We start from the raw sequence: 17909 nt of genomic DNA on the forward strand, positions 1-17909 counted from the left end.
CACTCCTTACTTTTTTCTACAGCTTGCGCCACGCGCCGCTGTCCCTGCTGCCTTCCTCCTCCAGGGTTTCATATCCCAGCTCAATGCTGGCCACCTGAAGACCGCTGTCCCTGGCGGAAAATTCATTCAGGCTGATCCGTCTGATATAAGCGCCCGCCAGATAATATTCCTTCTTTATCTCACCCTTCTGGTCTGCCACATAGATGGCCACCTCTTCCCGGAACCGATAACCGGGCTGATAAAGCCGGAACTCCATTTCCCGTTCCAGGACTCCCCGTTCCAGCGTCAGGCTTCTCTCCTGCCTGCCTCCCCCGGAGACCAGGGCATAGACGGCTCTGTTCCAACCGCCCTCCCGCAGAACTTCGAAATTTTCTTCCTCGGAAAGACCGGACAGACGCTCAAAGCCGATTCGCTTTCCTTCCAGATACACGATAAAATTATAACTTCTACGCCGGTTTTCTCCGTTCTCTGCCACGGCTTTTGTCCCCCCTGTCTACAGTTCAAAAATATTTTTCGGCTTTCCGCTGATCTTCTTATGGATCTCCGATATCTCCGCGCAGAATCTCCGTCTGGTCATATGATCCATCTGCATGACCGTCTCGTAATCCCAGTGAAAATAGTATGCCACAAAGGCCACTTCCCGGTAAAGCTCGTCCTTGGGATAGACGGTTATTCCGCTCTCGTAAAATTTATAGGTTTCTTAAACTTCTCCCCGCAGGCCGGACACACGCAGGTCTCCGTCAGCTCCTCCATGGAATTGATCTGCTGATACATATTCTGCAGATAAGCCAGATCTGCGGAAAACAGCTTCTCAATGGTATTGGGGCGGATATTGGCCAGCGTTCCCAGAGAGGTCACAACCCTGGACAGAAGAATAATGGTCAGATACGCCGGATTGCTGACTACCCGCGGATCACGTAAAGGCAGGATCTCGTCCGCCGCTGTGGCCATCCGCATCACGCCCTTCTTATGCAGCTCCCCATTTTCATCCAGATAGCCTCTCGGCAGTTCAAATTCAAATTCCGTAATCAGTTCCATAGGTTCTCCTTCCCGTCAGATGATATATCAGAGACAGGGGAAGGCCTTCCGGCCCTTTTCCCCTGTCTCTCTCCTCTGTTCTGCTTAGCTCTCTCTTGTCATGGACTCGTATACCAGTTCCACGCTCTCGAACGCAATCTCACTGGAGCTTGCATTGAAATCCGGTGCGGTGTACTTGCTGGGCCATGCATTGGTCAGCGTCCACACTGCCAGCGCGGTGGATCCGTCGTCGTCAAACAGGGTGATGGTCACATTCTTGTTGTGATCCTCGCCCAGGGAGGTTCCCTGGGATACGGAGGTAATCCAGTCATAGAAGCTTAAGGAGCTTGTCATGCCCCATTTCAGGGTTACGTTGCCGAACTTGGTCAGACCGTTCATTTTCCGGGACCAGTTTACGCCCTCGTCGCCGGTACGGTACTCAATCACATCGATACTTGCGTCAAAACCGCTCACCTCTGAAAAGCTTGCCTCTGTAATACCGTCGATTTCGACCTTATAATTATATTTTTTAAATGGATATGCCACCTCTTTATTCCTCCTTTATCTTATTTTTTGCAGGCTCTTATGATTCTTCCATGAACTGTGTAATACGGAAGATTACGAACTCAGCCGGACGGCTGGGCGCTACGCCGATTTCACAGATCAGACGGCCGTTCAGGATATCGCTCTGGGACATGGTATCTCTGCCGATATTTACATAGAAGGCCTGATCCTCCGTATTGCCCACCAGAGCTCCGCTTCTCCACATGTCACGCAGGAACGCGCGGATGGTACGTCCTACTCTTGCCCACAGCATTTCATCGTTGGGCTCAAATACCGCCCAGTTGGTCTGGGACTTGATACTCTCCTCCAGATAGATGAACAGACGACGAACGTTGACATATTTCCACAGGCTGTTGCTGGAGCAGGTTCTTGCGCCCCATACGCGGATGCCCTGTCCCGGAAGCGCGCGAATCAGGTTCACGCCGGCCGGATTCAGGATATCCTGCTCTGCCTTATTGTACAGGCAGGAGAGACCGATGCAGTTGTATACAACTTCGTTGGCCGGAGCCTTATGTACGCCTCTCTCCACATCGCTTCTCGCATAGATACCGCACACAGCTCCTGAAGGCGGAATGTATGCCGGCTTCTTGTTCAGCGCGTCGTAGATCTGAATCCAGGGATGATACATGGCCGCGTAGTCGGAATCAATCTTCTCTCTGTGTGCCAGCACATCCTGGGGCTTGGTCAGATCCTGCGGAACGTCCAGAACCGCGAAGCTTGCTCCGGTGTTGGTGCAGTGCGCTACCAGCGCCAGCTGAACGGCCGGACTTGTCACGCCCGGAATCGCCATGATGCTCACATTGCTCAGTTCTTTAAAGGCTGCCAGACCGGTTCTCTTGCCCGGGCCGCCGTCCCTGCCCATAAATACGTCGTCTGTGATTCCCTTTTTGCCGCCGTCAGAGCCGCCTGCCAAGAATACCACTGCCTTCTCCGCATCAGCTGCTGCGCCGAAGACTGCCAACGGGCTGCCGATCTCCTTGCCTTCCTCTGCGGTCACGTCTACCAGCTCGGACTTGGAGAGAACCTTTGCGATATAGGATGCCGCCCCGATGTTCAGGGATACACCCTCGTAGATCTCCACCTGATCCCGGTACGCGATCTCGATGTTCATCTCGCATGCGGAAAGTACCTTCTTCGGAACCGGATTCTTGTCTACCAGATCCTCTTTCACCGGATTTACAAGGGTGATGGTGTTGCCCTGTACCATAGCTATCTTATTGTATCCGGTTACTTTGCCGTTGTTGCGGATGGCAATCACGTCGCCCTCAGCGAACACAGAACCATTGGCTACGGTGTATACCTTACCGGTAGCGTCATCGCCAGTTACCTCGGTAACTGCTGTCTTTCCCTTGGAAGCCGCTACTGCGGTGACTTTGATCTCATTTCCCCATTTTCCGGGGTTCTTTGCCTGGATACTGATTCCGTTGGCTGTCACGCCTGCTGTAGCCGCATCTGAGGCTACCGTTCTCATCACGTAGCAGCGGGAACCGCCGTTGGCAAAGAACTGCTCTACCGCGTAAGCCAGGTAACGGTACTCACCGTAGGTGGTCTCCGGCAGATAGCCGCCGAATTTCCGGTTGAAATCCGCGAAGCTGGTCACGAATTCCGGCGTTCCGCTTACCTTTCCTTTTTCTGCCATTCCGATGAATCCGGCTGTGCTGGTTCCCACACCTTCCATCGGTCTTAAGCCTGACTCAAATTCCTCTACGTATACTCCTGGAGATAAATATTCTGCCATTTTCTTTTTTCGGCACGAAGCTTCCTGCTTCGCCCTTCCTCCTTTCAAATGATATATCTTGTTTCACAACCCTATGGAACCATAGTTGTTGTGGCCGGACCGGGATTTACCACCTGGATAACCCCGCCCCAATTACACATGCATTTACATGTGTGATTCACTGCTGGTTTCCCACCGACCAGTACGGTCGGGCTGCCCGGCGCCCAGGGTGCTGACGTCACCGGTATGCAGGGCATCGGTGTAAGCACTCCAAGCGCTGCCGCAGTCGCCGCCGCTACCTGCGGGTTCGCCATGGAGGTACACATGCCAAAGGGCATAATGTTTACCATCGGCTGATTGTCTGTGATACAGGCAGGCGCCATGCTGCTGCATTGAACCTTCGCAGCCGGAAGTACATTCAGTACAGACGGCGCCATGCCGAAGCTGCACATAAGCTGCGCTCCTGCTGTCACAATAACCGGCATTTTCGACCCCCTTTCCTTTCAGGCAGTTCCCGCTAAAGCGGTATGACCTTTCCTGCTTCTTTTCCTTCTCCCGGTCCTACCGGGATGGCGTAGGCTCCGTTTTGGTCTGTTACCGTACGGTATATCCGCACCAGCGCCCCGCCCTTTTCCAGTTGCTCCGGAGGTTTCTCCTCCGGTTCCACGCGATATTCATTGATACCGCGTTTTTCCATAATGACAAAGGGAAAAAACTCACCTCTGTTTTCCAGCATACAGGGTTTCCCGGTTAAATCCTCCCGGGTAAAGCCCTGAAACAAAAACCAGTACTCTTCCCCAATCCTGCGCAATTCCCGGAAGGTAAGCCCTGTGGGCTTTTCCCGTAAGAAGCACACCTTTCTGGGGAAGGGGGCGTCCTCCTTCGGAAGCTGTCCCTCCAGATATTCACAGCCGCCCCGGCCCGGCCTCCGGTACATCCGCACCTCGGCCACCGGTTCCTCCGGGCTCAAATGCTTTTTCTCCACCTGTACGGTACAGGGGTGATAATCGGGACCCTCCAGATGAACCCTGGTCACAGCCTCCTGGGGCTCCAGAAAAATATAAAGCCCGTTCTCCTTTTCTACCGGATGCACGATACGCTCCCCAATAGAAAACAGAAAGCTGTTTTTTCGGATATCCTTTCCCGAATAATCGTCCACCAGCCGCAGCGCAAAGGCTATCTTCATCCGAATCATCGCATTCCTCCCTGTCTATCCCCGGTTCGCCACATCGAATTCTGCTGCCACTACGCGGCGGAAGCTCCGTACTCTTCTGGAAGACAGAAGCACCGGTGCCACGCTGAAATAGATGCCCAGCTGATAGGGAACGGACAGCACCGACCAGATTTTGGTCTTTTCCTCGTAGCTCAAGGGTAAGAGTGTCACCGAAGCCGTCGTATCCTCGTCTTCCTCCGCTGTCTCATACAGAATCGCATGATCCATCAGTACCTGCATGGCCCTGCCCAGAATTCTCTGCTCATTTTCCATATTGGACATAAACTGCGACTTTGTGTTGATAAAAAGCGCAAAGAACAGGTTCAGCGGCTTCGGCGGATACTGGGCTTTATTGCCCCGCAGACGTATCAGATCCTGCTGCTGATATTCCCGCAGCTCCTGAATGTCATACAGATACAAGCCCAACTGAAAATCCGCGTTTTTGTCTGTAGGTACAGCCAGCGCGATGGACTCCGGCGACTGAATCAATTCCGGACAGATGTTTTCCCGCAGCACTTTCAGCACTTCATTGCTCACATCTGATATCACCGAAAAATCTGCCATAAATTCGCCCTCTCCTTCTACTTATTTTCTACGGTAAGGAACATCAGCTGTTCCGGATCGTCCATTTCATAACAGAGCCGGTAACGCACGTTGTTCTCTTCACATACTTCTTCATAGATGGCTTCCGCCATATTGACCCCGCTGACCTCAAGATAAGTCTTATTCCTGGTTGTCAGCTCATAGCTTACGGAGCTGAAGGCCGTCGGAATATCCATTCGGATCCGATCGATGGCCACGCACTCCTGCAGTCCCACGCCGCCGTTCTCCGGCGTCTTCAGGGATTTCTCCAGAAAATCCACATTCAGGCTGTCCCCGTAGGCTGTTACTGCCGTAATATTGACGGCGGATCCGTCCAGGTCTGCTGCCGCCTGCCATTTATCGGTACTCAGATAATAGTAGATATGGTAACCGTTCAGTACCGGAAGGCTGGACATCCGCTGCTGCTCTTCCTCTGCGGCCTTCTCCGCCGCTGACTGTTCTATGGTAATGACAGTCCCGTCGGATGCCGTCGTCGTGTTGTCCGTAGTAGCTGTGGTATCCGGGATCTGGCTGGCCTCCGTCTCATCCAGGGTCTCGCCATTGTCGTTGGGCACGTAGTAGCTGTCGCCCTCCGAGGTGGATGTGCTGTCCAGCTGAAGCTCCACCAGGCAGTCCGCTTTCAGAATCACCTGGGCCCGTTCAAACAAGAAGCTGGTGCTGCCCTCGTTGTAGTAGACCAAGGGCTTCTCCCCCATCATTTCCAGCACCTTATCCAGGGTCTGGCCCACGAGAGCTTCATACTGAATCCCGCCTCTGGCAAACTGGCCCTCGAAAAGCTTCCGGCCCGACGCGTCGTAGGAGATTCCCTTTCCCTGGGGCTGTCCCATATAGAACTCGCCTTCATACTTCTTCACGCCGCTCTCATAGTAGCTGACGCCCGTGCCATGATAGGCGCCGTTCTGGAATTCCCCTTCGTATATCATGGTTCCGGACTCGTTATATAGCGTGCCCTCGCCCTGAAAGGCTCCATTTTCAAAATTACCTGCATATTCCATGTTTTTATTTTCAAAATACAGGACTCCGCTTCCGGAAAACTGATTGTCCTTAAATTCTCCGGTGTACCGCACCGCGCCGTTCACGCCGTACAGGGTGCCGGTCCCGCTGAAGCCGTTGTTCTCAAAACCGCCTTCATAAACCAGGGTGCCATCCTGATTCCACAGCTTGCCGTTGCCCTTGCATACGCCTGCGGCAATATCGCCCGTGTAGACCACGCTGCCGTTGGCTGCCCGGATATTGGCCTTTCCAGTATACTCTCCCAACTTCACGTCATCGTAATCGTAGTAGACGGTGGTGGTCACATTCTCCGACGCCGTGGTGTCCGACATGGGGGCCGCTATCCAGTTGAAATAGATAAACACCGCCGCACAGCCGGCCAGTATCAGGAAATAGACCAGCATTTTCGAGATCCAGAATCTTCCGATGGTGAAGTAATCCTCGGGGGATTTTGCCTCGCCATTCAGGACCTTCCGGACCTTGGCATTGATGGGCGTCACCAGCTTGGATGTGATGATATTGGCATTGAAGAGCTGCTGCACCCGGCGTACTACCCTCTGGAAGGGATTCATGACCGCGGTACGAAGCCTTATAAATGCCTTTCCCAACAATGTGAAAGCATAGGAACCCTGTACTCCCTGAGACATACGGGCTATCCCATTTGCTATAAGCTTAAACAGACTTCCCATTCCTTTCTTTCCTCCAACCGGTTCCTCTTATATTCAGCATTACTGCTCTTCTGCCTGCAGGGCCTCGCAGCGGAAGATATAGTACTTCGCCGCCATATCCCCGGGATTCTCCCGAAGTACCCTTGCGTACAGGTTCTTGGCCTCATAATAGAAGCCCTTTTCGTAAAGCTCCATGGCTTTATCAAAGGCGTGCTGACTCTGCTTCATCACGCGCACCTCATCCGCGCCCTTCTCGTCATACATATCCACAAAGCCGATATCCAGTTCCTCCGTCTTCAGACGGCCCACATAACGGCGCGCGTACCGGGCGGCGCTGCCCAGCTTCTCTCCGGCTTCCTCTGTCATCAGGAAGCGGCTTCCCATGCTCCGCAGGAATTCGGTGTGCTCCAGAATCTTCTCGAACTCCGGAGCCAGCACCACCGGAATGTAGCGCTCCTCGTCGCCACAGATGCCGAAGAATACATCGGTCTGATCCACCACGAAGGCCACATCCAGCTGGCCATCCGCCCCGTAGAGACGGTTCTCCGCATCGATCCGGGCCAGGATCGTCAGGGCTGCCGTAGCGGCCGCTTCCGCCCCCTCCTTGCAAATCAGCATGATGCTCTGGAGGTTGGCGTCGTCTATAATCGACACGATCTCACTCTGCTTCGCAAACCGGTTCACGGTACTGAAGAACCGGTTCATCAGGGACTCCTTCTGCTCGATGGAAAGGGATTCCTCCGGGTAAAGCCGCACGTTCATCACGGCGAAATTGCCCTTCACGCTGCTTCCCAGGGTCAGGGACGCCAGGTTATCCTGTCCCAGAAGCCCTATCATACTGGGCGGCACGAAATGATAATAAGTCTCACTCAGCCGCTCCAGGCTTACAATCTGTACATTGATATCATCCGCCATCTTGTTGAAGACCTGGGTGATACCTGTCAGTTCATCCTCTGAGGTACTGCGGATCCGGATGCTCCGGTCGCCGTCCGCAAAGAGCTGCATTTCCCGCTTGATCTCCCCGATGGGAGCAAGAATCCGGTAAAACAGCACCATCAGCATCACCAGTACAATGACCAGGAAGGCTGCGCAGACCACCGCGAAATCCTTTACGTAATTGGCTGTGTAGGCCGAGACATTCGCCGTATAGACGCCGGTCTCCAGAAGGTACACCGTCTCGCCGGACAGTCCGCCCACCGGGGTGATACACACCAGGCGCCGTCCCTGCTGATCCTCGATGACGCCGTTCACCGACTCTCCGGTGAGGGCTGCCCGCTTATAGAGATCCTCCGCCGGAAGATTCATCAGAATCTCGCCGGGATAGAAGCAGGGGCTGTTCTTGTCCACGCCCACATAAATCTGACCGCTCTCATAATAGAGAACCCGGGTATAGAGCTCGCGGGTGGCCAGCTGCTGGCTTAAGTAGCGGTAAGCCTCTGTGGAATAATCGTAGGGATACTCGATTTCCTGGAAGGATTCCTGTCCGAACAGGGCAGCCAGCATATTGCCCTCGTCCATTACCTGTTTTTCAAAGTTCTCGTCGATGGCGCCGCCATAATACTGGAAGGAAATGTATCCGAACAGAATCATGGTCAGAGCCAGAAGCGGAACGGTCGCGCTCAGCAGACGTTCCATAATCGTATGGCCGCCCCGGATGGCGCTGGAAAATACGCTCATCATCAACACTGCCACCAGTGCGATGGCCGCGTAGACCAGCCACTGTTTCAGAATGAACCAGATAAGCGCCACAGCTCCGTAGCGCAAGCTGTTCAGCACTGTGCCGTTGCCGTCCTCGCTTACAAGGAAATGAAAGCCTGTGTCCTGTCCGTTCTTCACCAGGGCTGTAAAAGTATTGAGCCCCGACATGGACATGGACACGATATCCCGCGGCGTATACACACTGGATCCGCCAAAGGGACTGCTGCCTCCAAGCAGCGTCTCCTCGGAGCCGTCCGTCAAATTCAGACGGCTGATGTCCCCGCTCTCGTGCTCGCCCAGATAGATGTACCCGCTCTCCGCGTAGGCGATAAAGGTGGGATACATGAGCGTCTCCAGGGTTCTGGCCGGATAGACCTCATACACGGTCTCCTCATTGGCGAAGTAGACCTTGCCGGAATCGGAGATATACACCAGATTTGTGCTGTTACCCATGGCCTTATAGACGCCCTCGCCGGTCTTCAGGGGATAGGTTCTTGTATTTTTCAGAGACAGCGTGTCATCCAGCACCGCTCCGAATTCGTAGCTGCTGCGGATGGCCTGAGTCTCGTTTTTGTCCGTGGAAATCAGGGTAATCGTATCGCCCGAGGCGTTGATCCAGCCAAAGGTGTGATTTTCCTCCGGAGTCAGGGTAAATACCTTCTTTTCCTTGCGGAAATGATTGTTAAAGTCCAGTACCACCAGCTCCTGGGATAAGAGCTCGCCGGTATAGGCGTCCTTTTTGTCCCGCAGCATATAGGTGTAGGTATCGCCGGCCGCCATGCCCCGGATGTTGTACATCACAGACTTCTTTACAGTCCGGAACCGGTAGGTTCCGCTGATGGCGCCGCTTTTCTCGATCCGCGCGATGACGGTATCCTTGCCCTCGTACCAGCCGGAGATGGTCCTGCCCTCCGCAGCTGTGCAGAAGCCCAGCAAGGAATCCAGAGAAACCGTATTTTTTTGAATGCCCTGCCAGCCTGCATAGATTCCTGCCACTACCCAGATGACCAGCAATAATCTTCTCAATCCTTTGTTCATAGCTGCGCCCCTTTATTCTTCATTTCCCAGATATACATTTCCGATGTATTCGATGCCGTTATAGCTCACGTTGCTCTCGTAGGCCTTTCGCACCGTGTACCTCCGGTAAAACTGTACCGAACCGTACACCAGCGTCACCAGCACCAGTATCGTCAGAAACGCCGTCATGGAATTGCGGAACAGAAAGCCCCGGATTCTCCGGAAACGGCTTTTGAACCACCAGAGCAGGCCCCGCATCTCCACCGGCTTGTCCGGCATACTCCGGATGGTGGAAATCATATGACCCAGCGACTGGAAACCCGTGGTGTTCATCTTCATATAGAACAGCCGCACGTCTCCCGGATAGCTGTCGGGCGATTCGTACTTTCCCTTGTAATTCAGTTCCAGAATCCCGAATACCCGTTCCGCCACCGCTTTCAGGTAGCGGCTTTCCTCCATGCCCGGCTTCAGCTCGGCGAAATCCAGGAAATAATTGAACTGTACCTCGCCCTCCCGGGTGATATTTATGTTGCGCTCATGGAGCAGCAGGCTTCCCAGATCCGGTCCCGCCCCGCACTCGGCGCAGGCTGCGATGAGCCCCAGCGCCGCGCGCTTGCAGTCCGCGAATTCCACCAGATACACGCTTCCCAGCAAAGACAGCAGATTTTCATGATAATACCGGAATACCAGGTTCAGTCTGTTTTCATAGACGAAGGAACCGATGAAATCACGGTTGGAAAAGAAAATCCGTTCCGTATTCAGTTTTTCCGTTACCATCTTCCGGCAGTCCTTATCGTGAATGGATACCATGGTGTAAAATACGCCGGTGTCCTTCAGGGTATCCGTGCAGACATAAATGTCATTGACGGAATTCTTCAGGACTGTCCTCACGATCTCAAGCTCCATATTCAATGCTGGGAACATGCTTTTTCACCTGTCCTTAGTCCGCGGTATTTTTCTGGGATACAATCACAAATGCATGGGTGAAGATCTCCGGATTGCTTACCGCCTCAATTCTGATTTCGTATACGCCCTCCTGGGCCGGCGCGGTATAGACGCCGTTGTTGTCCACCTTGCCGCCCTCCGGGTCAAGAAGCGTATAGCTTAATGCCTCTTCCGGCATATTGATGAATACCGGCTGGATGTGGGCGCTGCCCTTGGGCGCCAGGACAATCGTATCCGGCTGCAGCATAATGCAGCCCTTCTGCTCCTTCCGGTTGTATACGCGCTGCTCCAGATCCTCCGGCTTGAACGCGTACCACCGGATCCGGATGCCGATCTTGCCAAGCTTCGTCTTCGGGCGGATTCCCACGATAAAGGTACCCCGCTCCGGCAGAATCTTGATGGCCTGATCCACTTCAAAGACACGGTCCTCTGTAATGGTGGTGTCCTCCGCGAAGATGCTGCCGTCTCCCAGGATGATCGCCTCCCGATCTCCCTGTGCTACCGTATCCCGGCTGATATATTCGATCCCCAGCTCCACGCACACCGGGCCATTGCCCAGTCCGTGCATGATTTCATCTGAAAAATAAACCTTTCCGGCTTCTCCGCCGCTGCCCAGGGACAGTTCAAATACGCCGCTGGAATTCATGCGCTTTTCGCGAACCGGAAGCTCCGCACCGACGGTGCGCTCCGGCAGTCTCTCCGTATTTACGCCGACGCCCGCTTCCTGCTCCGGTACCAGATACTCCTTCAGCTTCTCCAGGATGTAGAGCTGCTCTGCCGTACACACGTACTGGTCAAAGGGCGGCTTGTCCACCCGCTCGATGATGGAATGGCTCTGGGAACGAATCAGCCGGATCTCCGCGATCCACAGCTTCTCGTCGTAGGTTCGGTCCAGATCGATATCCAGGGCGCCCGCATGTCCGGTCCGACGCAGATAGGAAAGCACCGTGCCCCGCACCGGAAGCACTTCCAGAACCGCATCGGTTCCTTTCTCCTCCCCGCCTGACTTCGTCACCTTTGTATCTGTAAAGGAGAGCTTCACCGGTTCCTTTCCGAAGATGTAGCTCTCCGGATGGAACTCCTGCTCCAGTACGGCCTCTTCGCCGTATTCCAGGCTGATATTCTCGCCGTGAACCACAAAGTTTCCGGGCAGCATACCCTCCGCTGTTACATTTGCGCTAAAGGAGCATACCCCGGGCGCATGGCTGATTTTCCGGATTCTGGTCCGGGTCTTCAGAACTGTACGCTCCGTCACAAAGGTAGGAACCTCTTCTGTGATATACAAATCCTCATCCTCATAGATCCGGCAGCTCTTCAGGTACTGTTCTTCCTTCTTCTCATCCCGGACACAATCCTGACGATCGCAGAGGAACAGGCGGTAGCCTTCCTTCTTCCGGTTATAGCTTTTTCCGTTGCCCCCGGTCTCCATCACCGCATAGACCGGATCGGTGTCCTCCTCCGCATAGGCGATGCCAAGCGCGGCCCGGTCTGTCTTCAGCTCCTCATATCCGTCGATGGTGGAAAGCTTCAGCACCTGGGTTCTGGGAACCACAATCTCCCGTCCCGCCCGATCCAGAGCCATACCGGACTGCAGAATTACAGAAGAATCATCCGCTGCCACCACATCGAGTCCGTAGACGATGCCGCTGCCCTGAAACAGACGGTTGCCCAGTCTCCGTTTGTCATTCATGTAGGACTGCTCGTTCTGGAAATCTCTGGAAGTCAGCATTTTCCCGTAATAATAATTGTTCCGCTCAAAGGAATAATATTTTCTATTCTCCATGCTTTGCTCTGCCCTCTCTCTTTATTTTCTTCGCTCTGTATAAGAGCCATATTCCGATTCCCAGAAGAAGTACTGCGCCGCTGTAGCCGATGAGCAGCCAGGGCGTCTCCTTCTCCGCTTCCGCGAATTCCACCGGAGCTGTAATCGCATATACGCTCAGATGGTTGGTCTTGATATAGGCTACTCCGCCGGATCTCCGGGTCTCATAGAGCTCCACAGATCCGTCTTCTGTCACATAAGCCACCTGAATCAGAGAGTTCTCGTATGCTGCCGGGATAGGCAGTCCAATCTCAATCTCGCCATCAGGCTGCACCGTCTCTCCGTTCACCAGCAGGGTCACATCGTAGCTGTCCACAATACCATAGCTTTCGCTGACCAGCTGCTTCACCATCCGCTCGGCCGCGTCGGAAGCCTGTACCTGCTTCACGTCCAGCTGTACGCTGTCCGGAAGGCTGCCTTCCTTCGAGGCTACCACCACGCCGTAGACTGCGTTCTTCAGCACCACGTCCGTGTAGCTTGGTCCCGACTGGGTATCTGAAAAGCTTCTGCGGCTCTTCAATCTGCCGGTTTCTGTCAGCTCCTGCTCTGTATCCGTCTCATCCGTGTTCTGGATGATCTCCGGCTCCCGCACGGTGTAACCTACGGTCACCACCTTGCTGTCCTGCAGCTCTTCCTTTACGGCCATGATCTTAAAGGTTGTCGCCCGGTTGACCGTCACAGGGCCTGTATAAAGCTCCAGTCCGTCCTTTTCCTTCAGGTTCGGATCCGCGCCGTCTGTCCGGTAATAGATGCTAGCTCCCTCGGTCCCGCAGGTGAATTCCACCTCCGTGCCCATCTCCAGCTCGCCGCTGGCGTAGCTGGTCTTCGGCGCTTCCACCTGATCGGCAAAGCCGTAGGTGAAGCTGCTGACCTCGGACTGCTCGTAATTCTCCGCCACCGCGATGGCTTTGATGGTTACGGCGCCGGTAATCACCACGCCGTCCTTATAGAGGTTGCTGGCTGTGCTTGGCTGGGTCCCGTCCGTCGTATAATAGATACTTCCGGTCTCTGCCGTCAGCTGAATGGCGCTCTTTTTGGTAAACACAGCCCCCGTGGGAACAGAGGACGTGGGCGCCGCCAGCCGGTTCATAATCGTATAAGTGAAGGTCGCCGCCGATACGGCCCGGTCTGTGCCCGAAGCCACGGCAATGGCCTTGATGGTAATGTTCTCGCCCGGTGTACCCTGGATCGTCACCCGGCTGCCCGAAGCGCTGCTTCTGGTGGGAGTGGATCCGTCTGTGGTATAGAAAATATCCGCGCCGGATACGTCGGAATTCAGCTGAATCACATCGCCGTTCTTCACGGTGCTGCCTGTGGGCCGGTCTGCAAAGATACCGCCCTCGTAGCTGCTGATGCTGTAGCTGTAATATCCGGTCTCACTGTCGCTGTAACCGGTCTTTGTGGCATAAGCCTGAACCGTAATCACATCCCCGGCATTGCCGCTGATGATGACGCTGTTACCGATGAGTACCTTCTGGTTATCCGTTTTTTTCGGGTCGCTTCCGTCTGTGGTATAGTGAATGGTCGCTCCACTGTCCCCGGTGAGGGTTACTACCGTTCCGGCCGCCACCACCGAGCCTGACTCGATGGAGGCCTGCGGTGTGGAAAGCTTCTCAGATACCGTGTAGGCGAAGGTTACGACCTCGCTCTCCATCTTATCCTTGACCGCCAGAGCTTTGATCGTAGTATTCTTACTGATCACGAAGGGGTTCGTGCTGTCATATACATTGCTGGCCGTCGTCGGCGTACTGCCGTCTGTGGTGTAGTAAATCGCCGCGCCTTCCGTCGCCGTCTTCAGGGACACCTGGGTGTTCTCAGCCACTGCCCCGGCCGCCGGGGTGGCATAGGGTGCCGACACAGCGCTGGGGTACTGGAAAATCAGTCTGGATATATTACTGCTGGCCAGTCCCTCGCACCAGGCCACCGCCGTAATCGTAATCACGGAGCTGTCCGTAATGGGCGGTACCGTAATGCCCTGGGTGGCGTCGTATTTCAAGGTACTGGATCCGGTGGGCTTCAGCGTCGTCTCATCAAAGGCCGGCTCGCTGCCGTCCAGCGTGTAGAAAATCACAGCCCCTTCTGTGGCGGAGAACAGACGGATCTTGGAACCGATGGTCACCTCTGTCCGCTTGTCTGAGCTGGCAGCCGGAACCGAAGTAACCGGCTCTACCGCCGCCTGGGCTCCTACGCTGTAGGTAAACCGGGCCAGCTCGCTGTCCCGCTTGGTACGGGCCATTCCTGCCGCATACTCTTTGAATCTGCAGGCTACCGCTGTAATCGTGACGCTGCTTCCGTAGGAAGCAAAATCTGTGGAAATCTGAATGGGCGTCGTGATAAATTCCTTCGTCTCTGCTCCCAGCTCCACCTTTCCGTTTACAATGTTTACCACCGGCGCGCTGCCATTGGTCGTATAGAAAATTCGGCTGTTCGTCTCTCCGCAGATCAGATTCACCGTATCTCCTATCTGAACGGTAGCTCCGTTTGCCACGGACGCCACCGGCGTCGCTACCTGTTCCCGCAGGGAAAATCCGTAGCTGAACCGATCGGTGGTTCCGAATACCTTGCCTTCCACCACAGCCTGCGCATTAATCTCCAGATAATTATCCGTATAAATGGTCTCGTCTACAACAATACGCGTCTGCTTATTATAGAGAAGAGTGTCGGCGCCGCATTCATACCACAGGCCATTCAGCTTCAGATACAGCTTTCCGTTCAGAGACGCGGTTCCGTCGCTCAGCCGCTGCTCCAGCTCTGCAATATTGCTGTCGCCTGCAGCCAGCTTCGTAAAGGAAGGCTGTTTTCCGTCCGTAGTATAGAAAATAATTGCCTGGTTTTCCGCGGACTTCAACTCAATCAGCTCAATCTCATCGCCATAGTCCACACCGCCGGTAATTACCTGGCCCTTTACATAAGCCTTGGCTGTAACGCCTGCAGGCTTGTCCGTCAGATATTTCAGCTCATATCTCCTGGGCGGGCTGCTCAGATGAGTACTGTCCTCCGGGGTCTTTGCGCGGACATAGAGATATTTACTTCCTGCCAGCGCTACCGGACTGCCTGTCCAGCTTCCCCACATGACATCCGAAACCGTATCCAGCTTCCGATCCGTCAGGAGGTACTGGTATTCCAGGCCCGCTGCTGACACCGTACTCTTTATCTCCGTCAGTACTTCGTCCGGAGACACCGTATCCGTGCCTGCCGTTTTGCCGCTTTCCAGGGTCACTGTCGGAGCCTTCATGCTCTGAATCGTCCGTTCCTTTACCGCTGTTCCGCTGTAACCGTCAGCCATAGCCAGCGCATGGACCGTCAGTCCCGCTGCCAGTTCAGAGGCCTTCAGTTTCTCGCCGCCCGTACCCTTTACGGTTCCTTTTTCTCCACAGCGATACCACAGTCCGTTGGCCCGGATATAGCAGTGGTTTCCGTATTCGGTATAAGCGGCCGCCCTTCCGGCTGCCTGGGCATCCAGGGCTTTCCGAAGCGTGGTATCGTCCACGCGCTCCACGGAAATTTCACCGGCCAGGCTGTATACGATCACCGTATTGTTGACGGTAGAGGAAAGCTTCAGGGTTCCGGTGCCGTCCTCGTCTGTATCCTTTACTGTGATGTCCGGTTCTATCTCAAGCTTCAGGAACTCTGACTTCATGGGATTGCCGGTGTAGCTCAGGGCATATTCCCGGACCTCGCTCTCCACATAGACGCCGTCAAACTTCGTTCCCGTATTCCCGGAAGGTACCAGCTTCAGGTAAAGATACCCGTCTCCGGTCGGCAGATCCGCCGGAAGGGACGGAAGCTGCGTCCAGGAGGTAATGCTGTCCGTATCCATGATCTGGGTAGCGCTGAAGGCATATTCTACCTTTACCTTTTTTACTTCTGCTTCGTAATCTTCATAATAATCATGGGTGGAAGGATAGGGATTCGTCACCGTCACCGTCACAATCCGATCTCCCGGAATCAGTGCCGTGCTTCCTGCAGCGCTTCCGCTTTCCAGCAGAATGGCAGGAGGATTCAGCTTCTGATAGCGGTGTACCCGGTTGACGTTATCCACTGCGCAGCCGTCCGCCAGCACACAGGTGCGAAGCTCCGCATACTGCCGGTTGGTGCTGTAATCCAGAGCCACTGCCGTTTTGTCATAATAGCTTACATTTGCTCCGCACTCATACCAGAGGCCGTTGACACGCACATAGCTTTTTCCGGAATAGCTGAGGATTCCCTTGCTGTAACTCTCTTTCTCTACTTCTGCTTTCAGACTGGCAATCAGCGTACTTCCCTGCACCTTCGTAAAGACTGCGTCTGCGCCATCCGTTGTATAAAAAATCTGTCCGTCGCTCTGCGCCGTAGTGAAGCTTACGGAATCGTCCGAAAGCGCTGCCTTTGCCGGCGCTGCTGCCTTGTTCAGGTAGCTAATCCGGTACTCGGCCGCGTCGCTTGGAAGCCTGAGATTCGTATAGGTTCCCGATGTATACTGCGGCGTCATCCGCAGGTACAGATACTTCTTCCCTGCCAACGCCACTGCGCGTCCGTCCCAGGTGTTCCAGGAAATCTTGCTTTTGTCGGTGATCTGCTGATCGCTGACACAGTATTCATAGATTCCCGTAAGCCCCGTCTCCCCGGGCTTCATCTCTGTCAGCCGATCGTCTGCGGAGATCCCTGTGGTCTCTGCGGCGCTTAAGGACGTTCCGCTTTCCAGAACCGCCGTAGGATCCGCCGCCTTCAACGCTGTATTGGTCATACTGTAGCTGTGCTTTTTATAAACGGCCACATCATAATCCGCGCGGAAACTCACTCCTGTTTTATCATCGTAAAGATAGAAGTCCGCTTCCGTTACCGTCAGCATATCGATTCGTACAACCCGCTTTCCGTCCACATACAGGGGCAGCTTCACGCCGTCGTTGTACTGCTTATAGTTCTTTTCTGTCATATAGGCTTCGATATAGGCTCCGAAAGCCCGTCCATAGCCTGTATTCCTTCCTCCGTCCTTGTTGGTCATCAGCATCCTGTCGGATACCGTGTAATCCGGGAATTCCGCCCGGAACTTGCCCCGGACCGTATTCTCAAAATCCGAAAAGCTGTCCTTATTCGATGCTGCCTTATCTTCGGTAACCAGATTGTAATAGGTTCTTACTGCCTTCACGTAGAAGGCGTTCCTGGTACTCTCACCTGTTATCTGAGATCCGTCGCTCCTTTCTGCGCTCCAGGTCCATTTCCCGATATCCCAGGTATTCCCTTTAGAATTTCCCAGATTATACTGAACCCGAAAAGAAAGAGAAGCGTCTTCCAGATAATCGGCGCTGATTGTCTGGTTTTCATTTTCATTTTCTACTTTATAAGTCTTTGTAACGCTGTTTGTATACAGAGTTGCCTCTGTATCCTTTACACTTCCGGCGATCGGCTTTTCCATGCCTGTAATGGTCACCTTCGTAAGATCGCCGGACTGCGTCCCGTTTTTCAGTCCCTCAGACCATAACCCATCTTTGGCGCTGTAAGTGATCTCGCCGGCTGCCCTGGCCTCCAGAAGCTGTCCGCCCCACTGGACGTACAGCAGCACCGCTGCCAGAATCAGGCAGAGTGTCCCCGTGATTCCATACCGGAATCTGGCTGTCTTATGCAGTTTTCCAGAATCTAAATGTATCTTCTTCATCAGGCACACTCCTTCTG

The 17909-nt window shown here is 54.2% G+C and carries 13 protein-coding genes; all 13 read right to left on the reverse strand.

Annotated elements, in window-relative coordinates:
• Nucleotides 1–16 precede the first annotated feature (16 nt).
• Nucleotides 17–475: a phage tail protein gene (locus OCV63_RS06730; protein WP_158363006.1), complete on the reverse strand. Its 459-nt coding sequence runs from the start codon at nucleotides 473–475 to the stop codon at nucleotides 17–19.
• An 18-nt stretch (nucleotides 476–493) separates the two neighbouring features.
• Nucleotides 494–628: a DUF6760 family protein gene (locus OCV63_RS06735; protein ID WP_262670681.1), complete on the reverse strand. Its 135-nt coding sequence runs from the start codon at nucleotides 626–628 to the stop codon at nucleotides 494–496.
• 41 nt (nucleotides 629–669) lie between these two features.
• Nucleotides 670–1038 carry a phage tail assembly protein gene (locus OCV63_RS06740; RefSeq protein WP_158363010.1) on the reverse strand — a complete coding sequence of 123 codons (369 nt, stop codon included), beginning with the start codon at nucleotides 1036–1038 and terminating at the stop codon, nucleotides 670–672.
• 84 nt (nucleotides 1039–1122) lie between these two features.
• Entirely contained in the window at nucleotides 1123–1563 is a 441-nt protein-coding gene (locus OCV63_RS06745) for a phage tail protein (RefSeq protein ID WP_158363013.1), read from the reverse strand.
• 37 nt (nucleotides 1564–1600) lie between these two features.
• Nucleotides 1601–3319 (reverse strand): phage tail sheath subtilisin-like domain-containing protein, encoded by a 1719-nt coding sequence (locus OCV63_RS06750; RefSeq protein ID WP_158363015.1) that lies wholly within the window; start codon nucleotides 3317–3319, stop codon nucleotides 1601–1603.
• A gap of 71 nt (nucleotides 3320–3390) precedes the next feature.
• Nucleotides 3391–3783, reverse strand: coding sequence for a DUF4280 domain-containing protein (locus OCV63_RS06755; protein ID WP_158363017.1), 393 nt, complete (start codon nucleotides 3781–3783; stop codon nucleotides 3391–3393).
• 32 nt (nucleotides 3784–3815) lie between these two features.
• Complete coding sequence (locus OCV63_RS06760; protein ID WP_158363019.1) at nucleotides 3816–4493, reverse strand: hypothetical protein; 678 nt, start codon at nucleotides 4491–4493, stop codon at nucleotides 3816–3818.
• Between the two features lie 15 nt (nucleotides 4494–4508).
• Nucleotides 4509–5075 carry a Pvc16 family protein gene (locus OCV63_RS06765; RefSeq protein ID WP_158363021.1) on the reverse strand — a complete coding sequence of 189 codons (567 nt, stop codon included), beginning with the start codon at nucleotides 5073–5075 and terminating at the stop codon, nucleotides 4509–4511.
• Nucleotides 5076–5092: 17 nt separating this feature from the next.
• Complete coding sequence (locus OCV63_RS06770; RefSeq protein ID WP_158363023.1) at nucleotides 5093–6796, reverse strand: MORN repeat-containing protein; 1704 nt, start codon at nucleotides 6794–6796, stop codon at nucleotides 5093–5095.
• Between the two features lie 39 nt (nucleotides 6797–6835).
• Nucleotides 6836–9511, reverse strand: coding sequence for a HAMP domain-containing protein (locus OCV63_RS06775; protein ID WP_158363025.1), 2676 nt, complete (start codon nucleotides 9509–9511; stop codon nucleotides 6836–6838).
• A gap of 12 nt (nucleotides 9512–9523) precedes the next feature.
• Nucleotides 9524–10414: a hypothetical protein gene (locus tag OCV63_RS06780; RefSeq protein ID WP_158363027.1), complete on the reverse strand. Its 891-nt coding sequence runs from the start codon at nucleotides 10412–10414 to the stop codon at nucleotides 9524–9526.
• Nucleotides 10415–10430: 16 nt separating this feature from the next.
• Nucleotides 10431–12218 carry a hypothetical protein gene (locus OCV63_RS06785; protein ID WP_158363029.1) on the reverse strand — a complete coding sequence of 596 codons (1788 nt, stop codon included), beginning with the start codon at nucleotides 12216–12218 and terminating at the stop codon, nucleotides 10431–10433.
• A complete protein-coding gene (locus OCV63_RS06790) occupies nucleotides 12208–17892 on the reverse strand; it encodes a chitobiase/beta-hexosaminidase C-terminal domain-containing protein (protein WP_158363031.1) in 5685 nt (1894 codons plus the stop codon). Before OCV63_RS06790 ends, OCV63_RS06785 begins: the two co-directional genes overlap by 11 nt.
• Between the last annotated feature and the right edge of the window lie 17 nt (nucleotides 17893–17909).

The sequence above is a fragment of the Laedolimicola ammoniilytica genome, from assembly GCF_025567165.1.
GTDB lineage: Bacteria > Bacillota > Clostridia > Lachnospirales > Lachnospiraceae > Laedolimicola > Laedolimicola ammoniilytica.